At 65.1% G+C, this 15,574-nt stretch carries 19 protein-coding genes; 11 read left to right on the plus strand and 8 right to left on the minus strand.

What is annotated here, in order from left to right:
• Positions 1 to 79 precede the first annotated feature (79 nt).
• Positions 80 to 727, plus strand: a complete 648-nt coding sequence (locus tag QX108_RS28260; protein WP_315784155.1) for a nitroreductase — start codon at positions 80 to 82, stop codon at positions 725 to 727.
• A 648-nt stretch (positions 728 to 1,375) separates the two neighbouring features.
• Here the strand turns inward: QX108_RS28260 and QX108_RS28265 are convergent.
• The 4 genes from QX108_RS28265 to QX108_RS28280 form a co-directional block, all read right to left on the minus strand.
• Positions 1,376 to 2,059 (minus strand): acyl-homoserine-lactone synthase, encoded by a 684-nt coding sequence (locus QX108_RS28265; protein ID WP_315722166.1) that lies wholly within the window; start codon positions 2,057 to 2,059, stop codon positions 1,376 to 1,378.
• A gap of 82 nt (positions 2,060 to 2,141) precedes the next feature.
• Entirely contained in the window at positions 2,142 to 2,876 is a 735-nt protein-coding gene (locus tag QX108_RS28270) for a LuxR family transcriptional regulator (protein ID WP_315722165.1), read from the minus strand.
• Between the two features lie 157 nt (positions 2,877 to 3,033).
• On the minus strand, positions 3,034 to 3,831 hold the full coding sequence (locus QX108_RS28275; RefSeq protein ID WP_315783802.1) for an enoyl-CoA hydratase/isomerase family protein: 798 nt from the start codon (positions 3,829 to 3,831) through the stop codon (positions 3,034 to 3,036).
• Positions 3,832 to 3,893: 62 nt separating this feature from the next.
• Positions 3,894 to 4,025, minus strand: a complete 132-nt coding sequence (locus QX108_RS28280) for a hypothetical protein (RefSeq protein WP_315722163.1) — start codon at positions 4,023 to 4,025, stop codon at positions 3,894 to 3,896.
• A gap of 627 nt (positions 4,026 to 4,652) precedes the next feature.
• Between QX108_RS28280 and QX108_RS28285 the strand changes: the two genes are divergently transcribed.
• The 4 genes from QX108_RS28285 to QX108_RS28300 all read left to right on the plus strand — a co-directional run bounded on the left by QX108_RS28285 (position 4,653) and on the right by QX108_RS28300 (position 7,357).
• Positions 4,653 to 5,321, plus strand: a complete 669-nt coding sequence (locus QX108_RS28285; protein WP_315722162.1) for a cyclic nucleotide-binding domain-containing protein — start codon at positions 4,653 to 4,655, stop codon at positions 5,319 to 5,321.
• Positions 5,322 to 5,340: 19 nt separating this feature from the next.
• Positions 5,341 to 6,225, plus strand: a complete 885-nt coding sequence (locus QX108_RS28290; protein WP_315783804.1) for a DUF6537 domain-containing protein — start codon at positions 5,341 to 5,343, stop codon at positions 6,223 to 6,225.
• A 293-nt stretch (positions 6,226 to 6,518) separates the two neighbouring features.
• Positions 6,519 to 6,869: a DUF3307 domain-containing protein gene (locus tag QX108_RS28295; protein ID WP_172111753.1), complete on the plus strand. Its 351-nt coding sequence runs from the start codon at positions 6,519 to 6,521 to the stop codon at positions 6,867 to 6,869.
• A 95-nt stretch (positions 6,870 to 6,964) separates the two neighbouring features.
• Positions 6,965 to 7,357 carry a hypothetical protein gene (locus tag QX108_RS28300; RefSeq protein ID WP_172111525.1) on the plus strand — a complete coding sequence of 131 codons (393 nt, stop codon included), beginning with the start codon at positions 6,965 to 6,967 and terminating at the stop codon, positions 7,355 to 7,357.
• A 13-nt stretch (positions 7,358 to 7,370) separates the two neighbouring features.
• Here the strand turns inward: QX108_RS28300 and QX108_RS28305 are convergent, their stop codons facing one another.
• Entirely contained in the window at positions 7,371 to 7,679 is a 309-nt protein-coding gene (locus QX108_RS28305) for a YkgJ family cysteine cluster protein (RefSeq protein WP_315783807.1), read from the minus strand.
• A 4-nt stretch (positions 7,680 to 7,683) separates the two neighbouring features.
• On the minus strand, positions 7,684 to 8,382 hold the full coding sequence (locus QX108_RS28310; protein ID WP_172111523.1) for a helix-turn-helix transcriptional regulator: 699 nt from the start codon (positions 8,380 to 8,382) through the stop codon (positions 7,684 to 7,686).
• Between the two features lie 218 nt (positions 8,383 to 8,600).
• Here QX108_RS28310 and QX108_RS28315 point away from each other — a divergent pair, with 218 nt between their 5' ends.
• Positions 8,601 to 9,329: a glutathione S-transferase family protein gene (locus QX108_RS28315; RefSeq protein WP_315722159.1), complete on the plus strand. Its 729-nt coding sequence runs from the start codon at positions 8,601 to 8,603 to the stop codon at positions 9,327 to 9,329.
• Between the two features lie 89 nt (positions 9,330 to 9,418).
• On the opposite strand, the gene QX108_RS28320 is transcribed toward QX108_RS28315, so the two are convergent.
• Positions 9,419 to 10,048 (minus strand): pyridoxamine 5'-phosphate oxidase family protein, encoded by a 630-nt coding sequence (locus QX108_RS28320; RefSeq protein ID WP_315783811.1) that lies wholly within the window; start codon positions 10,046 to 10,048, stop codon positions 9,419 to 9,421.
• 119 nt (positions 10,049 to 10,167) lie between these two features.
• Here QX108_RS28320 and QX108_RS28325 point away from each other — a divergent pair, with 119 nt between their 5' ends.
• Positions 10,168 to 11,052 carry a LysR family transcriptional regulator gene (locus QX108_RS28325; RefSeq protein WP_315783813.1) on the plus strand — a complete coding sequence of 295 codons (885 nt, stop codon included), beginning with the start codon at positions 10,168 to 10,170 and terminating at the stop codon, positions 11,050 to 11,052.
• Positions 11,053 to 11,057: 5 nt separating this feature from the next.
• Here the strand turns inward: QX108_RS28325 and QX108_RS28330 are convergent, their stop codons facing one another.
• Positions 11,058 to 11,483: a PaaI family thioesterase gene (locus QX108_RS28330; RefSeq protein WP_315783815.1), complete on the minus strand. Its 426-nt coding sequence runs from the start codon at positions 11,481 to 11,483 to the stop codon at positions 11,058 to 11,060.
• 417 nt (positions 11,484 to 11,900) lie between these two features.
• Between QX108_RS28330 and QX108_RS28335 the strand changes: the two genes are divergently transcribed.
• The 4 genes from QX108_RS28335 to QX108_RS28350 all read left to right on the plus strand — a co-directional run bounded on the left by QX108_RS28335 (position 11,901) and on the right by QX108_RS28350 (position 15,491).
• Positions 11,901 to 12,917 carry a TRAP transporter substrate-binding protein gene (locus QX108_RS28335; protein ID WP_172111518.1) on the plus strand — a complete coding sequence of 339 codons (1,017 nt, stop codon included), beginning with the start codon at positions 11,901 to 11,903 and terminating at the stop codon, positions 12,915 to 12,917.
• A 262-nt stretch (positions 12,918 to 13,179) separates the two neighbouring features.
• On the plus strand, positions 13,180 to 13,689 hold the full coding sequence (locus QX108_RS28340; protein WP_315722155.1) for a TRAP transporter small permease: 510 nt from the start codon (positions 13,180 to 13,182) through the stop codon (positions 13,687 to 13,689).
• A 6-nt stretch (positions 13,690 to 13,695) separates the two neighbouring features.
• On the plus strand, positions 13,696 to 15,012 hold the full coding sequence (locus QX108_RS28345; RefSeq protein ID WP_172111516.1) for a TRAP transporter large permease: 1,317 nt from the start codon (positions 13,696 to 13,698) through the stop codon (positions 15,010 to 15,012).
• On the plus strand, positions 15,012 to 15,491 hold the full coding sequence (locus QX108_RS28350) for a DUF3237 domain-containing protein (protein WP_315783818.1): 480 nt from the start codon (positions 15,012 to 15,014) through the stop codon (positions 15,489 to 15,491). The genes QX108_RS28345 and QX108_RS28350 overlap by 1 nt, the downstream gene beginning before the upstream one ends.
• Positions 15,492 to 15,574 lie beyond the last annotated feature (83 nt).

The raw sequence follows: 15,574 nt of genomic DNA on the forward strand, positions 1-15,574 counted from the left end.
GGTCGAGACGAGAGACAATCACATGGAAGCAAAAGCCATGGCGACCCACACTGACTCCATTTCCGTTCTCGAAGACCTGATGGCCGCGCGGTTCTCCTGCCGCAGCTTTCGCGCCGATCCCGTGCCGCGCGCGACCATCGAGCGCATCCTCACCGCCGCGCAGAAGACCGCGTCGTGGTGCAACAGCCAGCCGTGGCGGGTCGAGATCACCTCGGGCGCCGCGACCGCGGCCTTCCGCAAGGTGATGTACACGGCCGCCTCGAGCGGCAAGCCGCCCTCAGGCGACTTCCCGTTCCCGCGCGAATACAAGGGCGTCTATCTGGAGCGGCGGCGCGAGAGCGGCTTCCAGCTCTACAACGCCCTCGGCATCGCGCGCGGCGACAAGGCCGGCTATGCGCGGCAGGCGCTGGAGAACTACAACTTCTTCGGCGCGCCGCATGTCGCGATCATCCACAGCGACGAGGCGCTCGGCACCTACGGCGCGATCGATTGCGGCGGCTATGTCACGAGCTTCATGCTGGCAGCCCAGGCGCTCGGCGTCGCCACGGTGCCGCAGGCCGCGCTGGCTTTTCATTCCGACGTGGTGCGGCACCATTTCGGCCTGGGCGACGACCGCAAGATCGTCTGCGGCATCTCGTTTGGTTATCCCGACCTCGCCCATGACGCCAACTCCTATCGCACCAGCCGTGCCGCGCTCGCGGACACCGTCCGCTTCGTGGACGATTAGGCGCTGTCGTCGAGAGCCAAATCGCGGAGAGCGACCGCGGACAATTTCAGTTCCGTATTCTAGAACTCTGTCGTCGCGCGATGTCGGCTCCGCGGGGCGGAAGGCGCCATCGATCCGCATGTTTGTTTCAGGATGTTGCGGCGAAATCAGGCGATGGCCGTGGTGCGGCGCAGGCTTGCGGCAACGTTCAGGCGGATCAATGTGGCGCCGCTGTGCCGTGTGTGAATGAAAGGCCTCTGCAAATCATATCTACAAATCAAGACCTTGAGTGCGCTCCCGGGTTGCGCTGCGGGACCCGACGCGCAACAGCGTGACGGAAGCAGCGCCTCGTGTTGCTAGTGGTTGCTGTCGTTCGGCTTGGGCGCGCATCTTTCCTTGAGCTCATGGGCTTCAAGCAATGATATTGACAAAATCCTCTCTAACATTTTGAGTTGCATTGCCCGAGCGTCTACGATGCAGAATTGCAGACGCTCGATGATCTTCTCGATTGAAGGTTCAGTCACGGCTCAAAACCTGAAGTATCAGCGATGGATTCCATGAACACGCCGTCCAACCTTTACGCCCTCGAGGTGGATGAGGCGACGCTCCTTGGTCACCGCCTCTTGAAGGCGTTCCACAGGCTGAGGCTGACGCGAAACCGGGAGCAGCTCATTGCGCTGGCTGAACGGCTGGTGGAAGATGAAGAAAGATATCCGGCAGGGCCTGGCGGCTGACCTCTTCGAGTCCCTGCCAGGTCAGCGTCGGCCGCTTCAGGCCGATCTGCGTGCACAGCGACTTCCATGTCGTCTCGTCACAATCGACCAGGACCGCCATCACCGCCATCCCATCCATCATGTGCGGGACTCCGAGCGGGCGCGCCTTCCAGCCGCATTTCTCGAAGCGCGGCAGCCACCATGTTTCGAGCACGATCGAGAAGCCGGTGAGCCCGATCGAGATGCCGTACTCCATGATCGCGGTGAGCAGCAGCAGATCGACCCGGGGCCCCGCATGCTCGCCGCGCCGCTCCGGGATCACGAAGATGCGTGACAGCTCGTAGACATCCGGCCGTTGAACCGGCCCGCGCAGATTGAGGTAGGGAAAGATGTCGCTCATCAGCGTCGGCAGCACCGTCGGCACGGCGCGCATCGCGCCGATCAGCTGGCCGTTGTCGATGCAGAACAGATAGACGGCATCTTCGGTATCGAACTGATCGATCTCGCGTCCGTCCGGACGATCGAGGTCCATCCACTTGCGCTGCTTGACGTAAATATCGTGGCGCAGCCGGAAATAAGGATCGAAATATTTCTCGTAGAGCGAGCGATTATCTTTTCGAACGACATGAATCTCAGGCATCGAAACCCCCGGTCGTCTGAAGCAACTTGGGGTTTGCAGATTGCTGATGCGCTCGAATTGATCCAGTGGAAAAAACGCCAGATCAGATCGAGATCTCGCCGTTGACAAGAGCGGTCGCAACCGTCGCCGTCTTGTTCTTGGTCTCCAGCTTGCGCTGCGCCTCCTCGAGGTGCCAACGAACGTTGCGCTCGGAGACGCCGAGGATGCGCGCGGTCTCCCAAGCGGTCTTGCCGCGCGCCGCCCAGCTCAGCACCTCGGCCTCGATCCGCGACAGGCGCCGGCCCTGATTGCTCGTGGTCGCGCGCACCAGTGCTCGCAGCCTCGAATGCGTGAAGATGCTGATCAGGTGCAGTGCGCCTCTGGCATCGGGGGCGAGATTGGGATGCTCTCCGGCGATGCTGACGGCGCCGACCGCATCGTCGTAATGGATGGGCACGCAGAACCCTTCGTTCAATCGGAAGTCCTTTGCGCGCGTCATCACCTCGTGCGCACCCGGCTCGTCCTGGCGGTCGTAGGGCGCCTCCGACCAGGCGAATGGATTCAGTGTCGAGACGCAGTGCCGCGGAATCGGATCGAAGCGGTGAAACTGCTCCCGCGCATACATGTCGAACCATTCCCGCGGCCATCCGTTGGCCAGGATGGTCTGCTGCAGCGATTGGCCCGGCGCCGGTACTCCGGCCATGATGTAGGCATGGAAGCCCAGATCGCCGATCATCTTCTCGAATTGGGAGAGCACGCTCGCGCTGGTCTTCGACGCTTCGATCGCATCGACGTAGTCCAGAGCCCGCCGTCCCCAATACGCGTCTATCACTTGCATGTGAAAGTCTCCGCCCAAAGCCAAGCTAGCTGCGGACAAAAGGCTGTCAACCGCAAATTGGAGCTTTAAGTCGATAGTTCGTTGAGCGTGTGGCGGCACACCGGCTGGATACAGCGAGATGCATGCAATATTCGAGGGGCCGACGCGCGCATTGCGCTCAAAATCTCGGCGCCCGCTTCTCTGCAAACGATCTCATGCCTTCTCGGATCTCCGTCCCGCTGAGGCTGTCCTGATGTCTGCGGCGAGCTGCCGCATCGTCGAGGGCGCCGCGGGCAAACTCATTGATCGCGCGCTTCATGCCGCGCATGGCGGCTGGAGCGTTGCCGGCCAGCTGCGCGGCCAGTCGCTCGACCTCCGCATCGAGCGCCTCGGCCGCCACCATGCTGGTCAGATAGCCGATGCGTAGCATGTCGGCCGCGCCGATCCTCTCTGCCGTGAGGAACAGGCGCTTGGCGTGATCGATGCCGAGCCGGGAGACGTAGCGCCTGATGCCGTTCGGGTAGTAGTGGAGCCCGAGCCGCGCCGCGGGCATGAACATGTCGGCGGTGTCGACCCCGATTCGGAAATCGCAGGCCAGTGCGAGGTCGGTCGAGCCGCCATAGACGCCGCCATTGATCCGGCAGATCGTCGGCAGAGCGAGATCCTCGAGCCGGTCGGCGACCTCTTCGAAGGACGGGCCGGTGCCGCCGGCCGGACTCGTCTCGGGCCCGCCGCCGATGGACCCGAGATCATAGCCGGCGCTGAAGGCGCGTCCCGTCCCGGTCAATATCAGCACGCGCAGGCTGGCGTCGGCCTCGATGCGATCGAACAGCGCGATCAGGGCGCCGAGATCTTCCGGCTGAAGACGGTTGAGATGACGGGGCCGGTTGAGCCGGATCGTGGCGCGTGCGCCCGCGATGGTCAGAACGGGCGTGCTGGGCGCATCTTCGGCCACGGCGGTCGGTCCATCGGTCATGTCTTGGTCTCCAAAGCGGCGCCGGGCATGGATGCGCTGCGCCAGAGCGGGATGACGTGCCATCAGCACGCGACGAGGTCGAGGGCCAGCAGCTCGGACAGCGAGGTGGTGCCGACCGCGGCCCAGCGCGGCGCCGCACAGCTCCAGTCGCCGACCATGTCGGGACGCTCGACCTCCAAAGCAATGAAACACATGTAACCGCGGGGGCAAGCCCTGGCGGACAGCGGTGCAGCGGTGCCGCGGGCGCTGGCCCGGCAAGGCGGGGAGGCCTTGAGCACCGAAAGGAGGGGAAGTGGCGTCCAGGAAGGCCGCGGCGGTGTCCGTTCGTGCCGCCTGCTGAACCCGGGCGGCCCGTTCGGCGACCAAACGGTAAGGCATCCCCAGAACAGGGGCACGATCCAGCGCCGCGCAGCGGATGGGCCGCATCCATCATCGACGACATTACGGCGGGTGGGCCGCGCGCTGCCGCCTCCTTGACTGCTCAGGCGATGTTTCGTCGACCTCACGGCGACAACGCCGGCAGGGTGGAGCAACGCTTGGGTCGTCGGACGCAGGCGCCTGTCGTGCTCGTGGTCCGGCCGCGGCAAGGTGCGTTGAGCAGGGAAGGTTGTCGACGACGCCGGCCGGAGCTGCGCGACGTCGACGGGCGGCCCGACCGGCGCCGCGGGCGGGGAATTTTGCCGTCCCGGCTCAAATACCGGTTCAATCGTCGTCTGTTCGCCGTATATCGGAAGTCGGCATGGACACGCTAAATTCGCCGTCTGGAGGTCGGGCCTCGGCGTCCGCTCCCCCTTGAAATCCCACTGGTCTGGTTGATCCCGATGGATACCTCACACCTGGTCGAACATGCAGGCGCCGCCGGCAGCCTCTTCGCATCGATCTTCGTGGTCGCCACGCTGTCGATGCGGACGATGATTCCGCTGCGAGTGTTCGCCATCCTCACCAACATCGTCCTGATCGCGACCGCGGTGCCGACGCACAACTACCCGGTGCTCATCCTGCACGGCGTGCTGCTGCCGCTCAACAGCTACCGCCTGCATCAGATGCTGCAGCTGGTCCGCGACGTGAAGCAGTCGGTCAACAGCGACCTGTCCATGGAGTGGCTGAAGCCGTTCATGACCGAGCGCAAATGCGGCCCCGGCGAGGTCCTGTTCTACAAGGACGAGAAGGCCGACAGCATGTACTACATCGTCAGCGGCCGGTTCCGTCTGGTCGAATCGGGCATCGAGCTGCCGATCGGCGCCATCGTCGGGGAGTTCGGCATGATCTCGCCGTCCAATACGCGCACGCAGACGCTGGAATGCGTGGAGGGCGGCCTGATCCTGTCGGTGTCCTACGACCAGGTCGAGCAGCTCTACGTCCAGAACCCCGCTTTCGCCTTCTATTTCCTGCGCCTGGCCAGCGCCCGCCTGTTCCAGAACATCGAGACGCTCGAGCGGCGGCTGGCGCAACAGACCGCAGCCGCTGCGCCCGTGTCGAAATCGGCTTGATCCGGGGAGGCTGACCACAGTGGAAAGCGTCCGGTCCTCGCTGCGATATCTGTTCGCCGACTTCATCGGCGACCACGATGGCGAGCCGCCTTTTCTGCCCGATGGCCTGCCTGAGGCCGCTGCCCTGGCGGTGAGCGAAGGGATCCATCTGCTGATGGAGTACCAGGGCGCCAGCTACGCGCAGCTCTATGTCGATCGCATCAAGCGGTTCGTTCGCCGATCGAACCTCGACGTCGGCACGCTGTGTGAGATCGCGCAATTGCTGGCGGCGCGCATGGCCTATGAGGATCCGATCCGGATCGCGCAGCTGAGATTGATGAGCCTGGAGCGGGGGCGCAGGCCGGGCGGGCGGGACACCGACGATGTCAGGCGGTTTCGGCTCGACGAACTGCTCGGGGCCTTGCCGCAGGCCATCGCCGATTCGATGCTGACCGGCTTCGAGCAGATCGGCTGGCTCGGTCGCCGCCGCATCAAGGTCCGCTTCTCGGTCCGATCGCGGCTCGCGGTGCGCCGGCTCAAGCTGATCGCCGGGCTGCGGCGTTGGCGGCTGCAGTCGGTGCGCTATGGCGAGGAGCGGGCCTGGGTCGAGCGCTGGCTGCACATGATCGCCCGTGCGCTCGACAAGCAGCCCGCCGCGGCTGCCGCGGTGATCGCGACGGCGACGATGATCCAGGGGCAGGGCGACGCCTACCGGCAGGGGCTCGCGGATTGGCATGCCATCATCGACGGCCTGGCCAAGCCGACCTTCGATGGCGTGCTGCCGATCCAAGATCTCGCCGCCGCCATCGCCGAGGCCCGCGCCGTCGCGCTGGCCGAGCCGGGGCAGGGCGCCCTGAAGCGGACCATCGCCCAGATCCGCGCACGGGCGCTGACGCTGGAACCGAAGAGCAACGCCGCCGAATGAATGCCGCCGCACGGCGCGGAGTCGCACGCCACCGCCGGTGAAGGTAACCTTACCTCTCGTCGAAGATGTGGGAAGGGTAGCAGAGTGCGCTTTCAGGTTCCCTTTCGCGTGCAATTCGCCACCAGAGATGTCATAAGCGTCGCATACGCGTCGAATTGGCCGGGTATTCTCATCAGATTGCGCTGAACGCCTCCAGTTCCCGGTGCGTCAAAGGATTGGTCGTAGCGAGAGCGTCAGCTTTGTCTTTCCCCGCTTTGTCGTCGCAGGTTCCGGTAGGTGCGCTGGTCGGCTGGATGCTGCTGCTCACCTTCAAGCACATCATTGGCGACTTCGTGCTGCAGAATGCCTGGATGGCTTATGGCAAGGACCAGCGGAAGGGCTGGGCACTGCCATTGCTGGTGCACTGCCTGATCCATCTCGCCGTGGCGATGGTGCTGATCCTGATCGTCGCGCCGAAGTTCTGGTTCGTCGCGGTGATCGACTTCGCGATCCACATCACGATCGACCGCATCAAGGGCATCTGCTCGTCACGTTTCGGCATGACCCTCGAGCATCCCTGGTTCTGGACCCTGATCGGCGTCGACCAGGCGCTGCATCACCTCACCGGCTTCGGGCTGTCGATCTTCATGGCGGCGAACGGCTGAGACGCGGCTGCGCGGGTCGCTATGCCCGCCGTCGAACATGGTTAACCCCGCATTAGCGATTCGCGCTGCATCCTCGCTTGAAGAGGATTCAACAGATGCTTCCAAGCCGTAGTGCCTTCGACAGCGATGCCTGCCCGGTCGGCGAGGAACTTCTCGGTGCGCTCTATCGCGCCGATGCAAACGGACTGCCTGCACTGGTCGAGAGCGTGTCGGCCGATGTCCGCGCCATGCTCGCGCTGTTCTGCTACCGGCGGACCCATTTGCATTCATTGGCGCTGGCGATCGCCTCCACCTGCACCGAGCAGGATCTGCTGCAGTTCGGCGGCCGCGTCGGCACCGTTCTCTACGCGCAGTCGCGCGGCAGCAGCGGCGGGCGGGCGAGCCCGCTGTCGAGCAAGAAGCCAATCTCGCTGTCGACCAAGCCGCTCTCCGCGGTGGCGCCGCTTGACGACGACCTCGACGACGATCTCGCGCCTGTCACCGCCTGAGCGGACCTTTCGCTCACGGCAGCGCAGGCAGGCCGAACTTGCGCCGCGCCATCGCGCATTCGGCATCGCCCGGCATGCAAATGCGGCACACATCCGGACGGATTGCGTAGATCCTGCAGGACACGGCGCGTGCGATCTCGCCGTCGAGCGCGCAGCAGCGGTCGTTCTCGCAGCGCATGCCCGACAGCCTGTCGTTGACCAGTTCGGGCGGGATCAGGTCGAGCGCGTCATCCTCCTCGATCGTGAAGCGCGGCCAGTTCGACGAATAGGCGCAGCAGGCGCCGCAGCTTTGACAGGGGCTGGCGTCAAGCTGATCAGACATCGGCTCAGACATCCTTCGGAACCTCCCACACCAGGCTGCGCCGCCATTTCGCGCGCAGCGCCTCGCGCCGCTCGGGATATTTGTCGTCCAGATAGGCCGCTTCGACCACGCGATCCGTCCTGAAGCTGCGGAAGTCGCGGCGCAGCTCGCACCAGGCGGCGAGGATGCGCACCGCGTCATGATAGCCGATCGCGATCGGCCAGATCACCCGCTCGCTGTCGCGGCCCTGCTCGTCGCGATAGCGTAAGCGGATCTTGCGGCCCTCGTGAATCTGCGAGCGCGTGCGTGACATGTCGATGCGGTCGGGCTCGCGGCTCCATGGCCGCGGCGCGCGGCTCGCCGGCTCCAGCACGAACGGCCGCAGCCGCTCCGGCACGGTGTCGGCGATCTTGGCCATCAGATCCTCCGCCGCGCGCGCCAGCACCGGATCGGCATTGGCCGCCACCCATTGCGCGCCGAGCACGGCCGCCTCGATCTCGTCCGGCGTCAGCATCAGCGGCGGCAGATCAAAACCCTTCTCCAGGATGTAGCCCATGCCGGCCTCGCCGCGGATCGGCACGCGCTGGCCGATCAAAGTGGCGATGTCGCGATAGATCGTGCGCTTCGACGTCTCCAGCTCGGCCGCGATCGCATCCGCCGTCAGCGGGCGGCGCGTGCGTCTCAGCACCTGGATGATCTGGAACAGCCGGTCGGCGCGTCTCATGGTGGGTCCCCGCGGAAGCGATCACCCCGCCGCTGCTGACAGGATGCTGGCAGCAGCCTGTCCTTATACCGGGCCAACACAAGGATTGAAGGGGTGATGTCGATGATGATGCTTTATGGCCTGGGCCTTGCCACCACGCTACTGCCGCTGCTGACACCATGGTGGCAGCAGCATGTGCGTAGCTTCCGACGCCTGCTCAGGAAGTCGGGAGTGCTGTCATGATTGCGCTGTTTGGTTTGGGCGCGGGCTTCGGCCTGCCGGAGATCAGTCCCTTCGTCACCAAGACGGAGGTGCAGCTGAAGATGGCGGGGCTCGCCTATCGGAAACAACGGGCGATGCCGCCGGCCTCGCCCAAGGGGCAGCTGCCCTTCATCGACGATGGCGGCGCGCTGATCGCCGACTCCACCTTCATCCGCGCCCATATCGAGCGGCGCTACGGCTTCGACTTCGATGCCGGGCTCGACGTGCGCGCGCGGGCGCAGGCCTGGGCGTTCGAGCGCATGATCGAGCATCATCTGTATTTTGCGCTCGTCGGCGCGCGCTGGGTCGATCCGGTCAACTTCGCCAAGGGCCCGGCGCATTTCTTCGACGGCGCGCCCGCCGACCGACGTGACAAGCTGCGCGAGGACGCGCAGTTCCGCGTCGCCGAGAACTACCTGATTTCCGGGCTGGGCCGCCATGCGCCCGACGAGGACATCGATCTCGCCGCACGCTCGTTGCGCGCCTTGTCGGTGCAGCTCGGCGAGCGGCCGTATCTGATGGGGGATCGTCCCTGCGGCACCGACGCCACGGCGTTCGCGGTCATCGCGGGCATCCTGACGCCGTTCTTCGACTCCGAGCTGCGCCGGCGCACCGAGGGTTTCGGCAATCTGGTGGCCTATGCCGATCGGATGATGACGCAGTATTTTCCGGAGTTCGACTGGGGCCGGGCGGCGGAAGCCGCCTGAGCCACTCCGTCACCACCGCCGTCGTTCCGGGGCGAGGCCGTGAGGCCTTGAACCCGGAACGACGGAAGTGGCCCTGTCAGGCGCAGGACTTAGACCGCGGCCGCACCCCCGCCCTTCAATCGCGCCACCTCGGCCTCGAGCTCTGCAATCCTCGCGTCCCGAACGGCCAGTGCTTCCGCAACGTCAGCCGCGTCGAACTTCTGCGGAATGTGCTGCGGGCAGTTGGTGTCCCATGCCTCGATCGTGAACAGGATGACCTGCTCCGGCCGCGCCCGGTAGTTCCCGGGCATCAAGGACGCCGTCAGCGCGGCATCATCCTCGACCACCCGCGCCGTGCCCCAGATCTTCACCCTCCGCCGGTGCGCGTAGTCCATCACGAAGATGTACGCCCGCGCATTCTCCGACAGATTGCCCTGCGTGATGTACTGCCGGTTGCCGCTGTAGTCGGCGAACGCCAGCGTGCGGCTGTCGAGCACCTTGAGAAAGCCCTTCGGTCCGCCACGATGCTGGATGTAGGGCTGGCCGTCGGCCGAGGCGGTGGCGAGATAGAAGCTCGTGGCCTCGGCGAGGCGGCCGGCGAGATCGGCGTCGACCTCGCGGCGCCAGCCGCGGCTCTCCATCCGGGCATAGCTCTCGCGCGATCCCTTCCGCGCCTGGACCGCCTTCACGGCCGGCGAGAACACGACATCGGTGGGCGGTTGGATGGCTGTCTGGGTCATGGCAATGACTCCCTGTCGATGCGGCAGCAACTGCCGCCGCAGCGGAATATGGTCCGGAATCCCGCCGGAAATAATCAGGCGGCTTGACACTGGATCGTTGCGGATGCTGCAATAATCCAATGGACCGCATCGATGCCATGCAGGCGTTCGTCACCGTCGCCGAGCTCAACGGCTTCGCGCCGGCGGCGCGCCGGCTGAAGCTGTCGCCGTCGGCCGTCACCCGGCTGGTTGCCGCGCTCGAGACGCATCTCGGCGTCCGCCTGCTGCAGCGGACGACGCGCTCGGTGACGCTCACCGATTCCGGGCGGCGCTACCTCGCGCGCGCCAGCCGCATCCTCGCCGACCTCGCGGAAGCGGAGCTGGCGGCCGAGAGCGAGCGGCTGCAGCCGGCCGGGCGGCTGGTCGTCTCCGCTCCCGTCGGCTTCGGCCGCCTGCATGTCGGCCCGGTCATGTCGGCCTATCTGAGCCGTTATGCCGATGTCTCCGCGGAGTTGCGTCTGGAGGACCGCATCATCAACCTGGTCGAGGACGGCATCGATTGCGCCGTGCGCATCGGCCATCTCGGCGATTCCTCGCTCGTCGCCCGCCAGGTCGGCAGCATGCGGCGGATCGTGGTCGGCGCGCCCGCCTACTTCAAGGCGCATGGCGAGCCGCGGGCCCCGGAGGCGCTGGCCAGGCACCAGACCATCCAGTTCGGCCCGTGGCCGGACTGGCGCTTCGTCAAGGACGATCGCGAGCTGCGCATCCCGATCAGTCCGCGGCTCGTCACCAACAATGCCGACACCGCGATTCAATATGCCGAGGCCGGCGGCGGCGTGACGCGGGTGCTCGCCTATCAGGCCGCGGAGGCGCTGCATGGCGGCCGCCTCAAGCGCGTGCTTGCGAAATACGAGCAGCCGCCGCTGCCGATCCACATCGTGTTTCCGAGCTCGCGGCTGCTGTCGGCCAAGGTCCGCGCCTTCATCGATCTGGTGACGGAAAGCTGCAACTGGCGCTTCGGGTGATCGCGTCACGTCGGGGCGTCATGCCGCTTCGGCGTGACGTGGAAGGTGGCATTGGCCCGCGCGATCACGACGTCGTCGGCGCGGACCAGGCAATGGGCGAACGAGACCGTCCGCCCGCTCTTGATGACGTCGCTCTCGACGCTGAGCCACTGCCCGATTCCGGCGCTGCCGATATAGTCCACCGCGAGATTGATCGTGACCAGGGACACCTCCCAGCCCAGCGCCTGGGCGCAGCTGTAGCCCATCGCATTGTCGGCCAGCGAGGCGATCAGGCCGCCATGGATCAAGCCGCGCGAATTGGTGTGCGGTGTGGCCAGCCGCAGGCCGAGGATGACGGCCTTGTCGGTCTTCCTGGCATAGAGCGGCTCCCAGGGATCGGTGAACGGGCTCTTGCGGAAATGCGGTTCGAATCCGGCGGGAATGCTGCTCATGCGCGTCTCGTTCATTGCTGGTGACGTCCACAGTCAACGATGTCTGCGCGCGTTTTGCACCGCCTACAAAGTTTCAAACGACTTTTGCGCCGATGTTTGAAACGTCGCGCGCCGACGCGGAGACGGACCGCGCGCACGATGTCGCAGTCGCAGCTTGGCGGCCAGGCGCGTGGAGCAATCTCATGGTGTGTCGATGCGGTCACACAATTTTGGGTGAATCGCAAATCCTTAACGTGTTAAGGAAAAATCGTGCACCTGCAACTTTCGTCTGCCATACTGACGCCGGCCGCAGCGACAGGCTCCGCTTGGCGCGTGCAGCGATGGCAAGCCTGCCGTCACGCTTGCAATGATGCTTATATGCTATAACAATGAAGCAAAGGGCCCTCGAAGGCTCAATCGATGGAAGGAGACGATTCGATGAGGAAGACGCTTCTGGCGTTGGCGCTGGCTGCCGGTGTGACTCCCGCTCTTGCGCAGGACAAGACGTTCGAATTGAAGATTTCCCACTGGGTGCCGGCGAGCCATCCGCTGCAAAAGGCACTGGAGGACTGGGCCGCGTCGGTCGAGAAGGCTTCCGGCGGCACCATCAAGGGCAAGGTGTTCCCGGCCCAGCAGCTCGGCAAGGCATTCGACCATTACGACATGGCACGCGACGGCATCGCCGATGTCACTTATGTGAACCCCGGCTATCAGCCCGGCCGTTTCCCGATCATCGGCGCCGGCGAGTTGCCGTTCCTGATCTCCGACGCCAAGGGCGGCTCGGAGGGTCTCGATGCCTGGTATCGCAAGTACGCCGAGAAGGAGATGAAGGACGTCAAATATTGCCTCGCCTTCGTCCATACCCCCTCCGCCTTCCATACGAGGACCAAGAAGGTCGTCTTGCCCGAGGACGTCAAGGGCATGAAGATCCGCCCGGCGGATGCGACGATCGCGAATTTCGTGACACTGCTCGGCGGCACCAACGTGCAGTCGTCCGCGCCTGAAGTGCGCGACATCATCGAGCGCGGCGTCGCCGACGGCGTCACCTTCCCGGCCGGGTCGCTGGTGCTGTTCGGCGTCGACAAGGTCACCAAGTATCACATGGACGCGCCGTTCTACGTGACGACCTTCGTCTTCGTCATGAACAAGGACAAGTACAACCAGATGTCGGCGATGCAGAAGAAGGCGATCGACGACAACTGCAACACGGAAGCGGCCGGCCGGGTCGGCGAGCCCTGGGGCAAGTTCGAGGACGCCGGCGTGGACAAGATCAAGGCCGAGTCCGGCCAGGAGGTCTACAAGCTGACGCCGGAGCAGACCGCTGCCTGGAAGAAGGCCTCCGAGCCGCTGTTCAAGACCTGGGCCGACGGCGTCAAGAAGACCGGCATCGACGCCGACGCCGCCATGACCGAGCTGAAGGCCTCGCTCGCCAAGTACAAAGCGCTGGCGCAGTAAGTCTGATTGTCACCCAAGCTATTGCGCGGCAGACGGTGCGCCCCCTCTCCCCGTTCTTCACGGGGAGAGGGCTGGGGTGAGGGGCAGCCGCACGGGCAGTCCTCGCGGCTGGACCTGCACCCACTCCTTCAGCCGGGCGCTTGGAGCGTCCCCTCACCCCAACCCTCTCTCCGCACGCGGGGAGAGGGGGCTCACCGACAGCTGCGCAGCAGCTTGCTCCACACTCTGCGATAAGCACCAGGCTTTCTGAAACGGACACACCATGCAGCGCGCCTTCATGGATCGGATCATCGACGGGATCGAGTGGATCGCCGCGTTCTTCGTCGGCATCGTCGCGCTCGACATCTTCCTGTCGGTGCTGCTGCGCAACACGCTGAACTACGCGATCCCGGACTCGTTCGACATCGGGCGCATGCTGCTCGGCATCCTGATCTTCTGGGGCATTGCTGCGACGTCGTATCGCGGCACCCACATCACGGTCGATCTGATCTGGGGCAATGTCGGTCCGCGCTACCAGCGCTGGATCGACATCTTCGCAACGCTCGTCCTGCTGTTCGTCGTCACCGTGCAGACCTGGACCCTGTTCGACAAGGTGCGCGGCACCTATGAGGACAACGTCCTCACCTACGATCTGCACATGCCGACCTGGCCGTTCTTCGCCATCGCCTGGATCGGCGACGTCTCGGCGGTGCTGCTGATCGCCATCCGAACCTATCGCCTGATCTTCCATCCCGAGGAGATTCATGACCCTCACGTCAAGCCCACGGAGTAGTGCCGCATGAGCACGGATGCGGTTGCCGTCATCGGCTTCGTTGCGCTGTTCGCGCTGATGCTGCTGCGCGTGCCCGTCGGCATGGCGATGGGGCTCGTCGGCGTCTCCGGATTCGCCTATCTCGTCAACGGCACGGCGGCGCTGAAGCTGGTCGGCCAGACCTCGATGCGCACGGTCACGGACTACACGTTCGGCGTGATCCCGATGTTCCTCCTGATGGGAACGTTCGTGTCCAACTCCGGCATGAGCCGCGAGCTGTTCCGCGCCGCCAACGGCTTCGTCGGTCATCTTAGAGGCGGCCTCGGCATCGCGACGGTGGCGGCCTGCGGCGGCTTCGCCGCGATCTGCGGCTCGTCGGTCGCGACGGCCGCGACCTTCTCGGCGGTGGCCTATCCCGAGATGCGCCGCTTCGGCTATCCGCAGTCCTTCGCCACCGGCGTCATCGCCGCCGGCGGCACCCTGGGCGCGATGCTGCCGCCGTCGACGGTGCTCGCCGTCTACGGCATCATCACCGAGCAGGACATCGGCAAGCTGTTCATCGCCGGCATCATCCCGGGCCTGCTGGCGATGACCATGTACATGATCACCATCACGGTGATCGGGCGCGTCAGGCCGGACTTCCTGCCGAAGGGCGAGGCGCCGCCGTGGTCCGAGCGCATCAAGGGCCTGAAAGGCATCTGGGCGCCGATGCTGCTGTTCCTGTTCGTGATCGGTGGCCTCTATGGTCTGCCCTTCCTGCCGCGCTTCACGCCGACCGAGGCCGGCGGCGTCGGCGCCACCGGCGCGTTCCTGATCGGGGTGTTCACCGGGCGCCTGGACAAGGAGAAGATCCTGGCCTCGCTGCTGCAGGCGACGCGCACGGCGGCTGCCGTGTTCACGGTGCTGATCGGTGCGCTGATCTTCGGCTATTTCCTCACGGTGACGCAGACGCCGCAGAAGGTGACGGAGTTCCTCACCGGCCTCGGCCTCGGGCCGTACGGCGTGCTGGCGCTGATCATGGTGATGTACCTCGTCCTCGGCTGCCTGATGGACGCGATGGCGATGATCATCCTGACCGTGCCGATCATCTTTCCGGTCATCCAGCATCTCGGCTTCGATCCGATCTGGTTCGGCGTCATCATCGTGATGACCGTCGAGCTCGGCCTGATCCATCCGCCGGTCGGCATGAACGTCTTTGTCATCAAGAGCGTGGTCAAGGACGTGTCGTTCTCGACCATCTTCAAGGGCGTGCTGCCGTTCGTCGCCACCGACCTGATCCGGCTGGTGATCCTGATCGCCTTCCCGCTGCTCGCGACCTGGCTCCCGCAACAGATGGCCCGCTGATGACGACGCCCGCTCTCGACACCCGCTACGTCTTCACCCTCACCGTGATGATCGGCGCCGTGACCTCGGCCGGCGAAACCGGCATCGGCGTGCGCCGGATCATCCCGATCCACGGCGGCGAGGTGAAGGGTCCCGGCCTGAACGGCGAGGGCGTCGGCGGCAGGATCTGCAATTTCGGCGCCGACTTCCAGGTCATCCGCCCGAACGAGCTGATCGATCTCGAGGCCAAATACGCTTTTGAGACCGATGACGGCGCAACCATCTATGTCGAAAACCGCGGCATCCGCTTCGGGCCGGTCGACCTCTTGCAGAAGCTCAAGCGCGGCGAGCCGGTGGACCCCAAGCTGATCTACTTCCGCACCCACCCGCGCTTCGAGACCGGCCACGACAGATATCGCTGGCTGATGGAGAACGTCTTCATCGGCTCGGCGGCGCGGCACGCGGACCGCGTCATCATCGACGTGCACGTGGTGTTGTAGGCCAGGCTGCTTGCGTAATGCGATCGCATCAGGCGGCCTGAGTTTGGCGGTCGCCTGTCTCCACGTCGTCACGGCCGGGACAA

Source organism: Bradyrhizobium sp. SZCCHNR1002, assembly GCF_032381435.1.
In the GTDB taxonomy this organism is placed as follows: domain Bacteria; phylum Pseudomonadota; class Alphaproteobacteria; order Rhizobiales; family Xanthobacteraceae; genus Bradyrhizobium; species Bradyrhizobium aeschynomenes.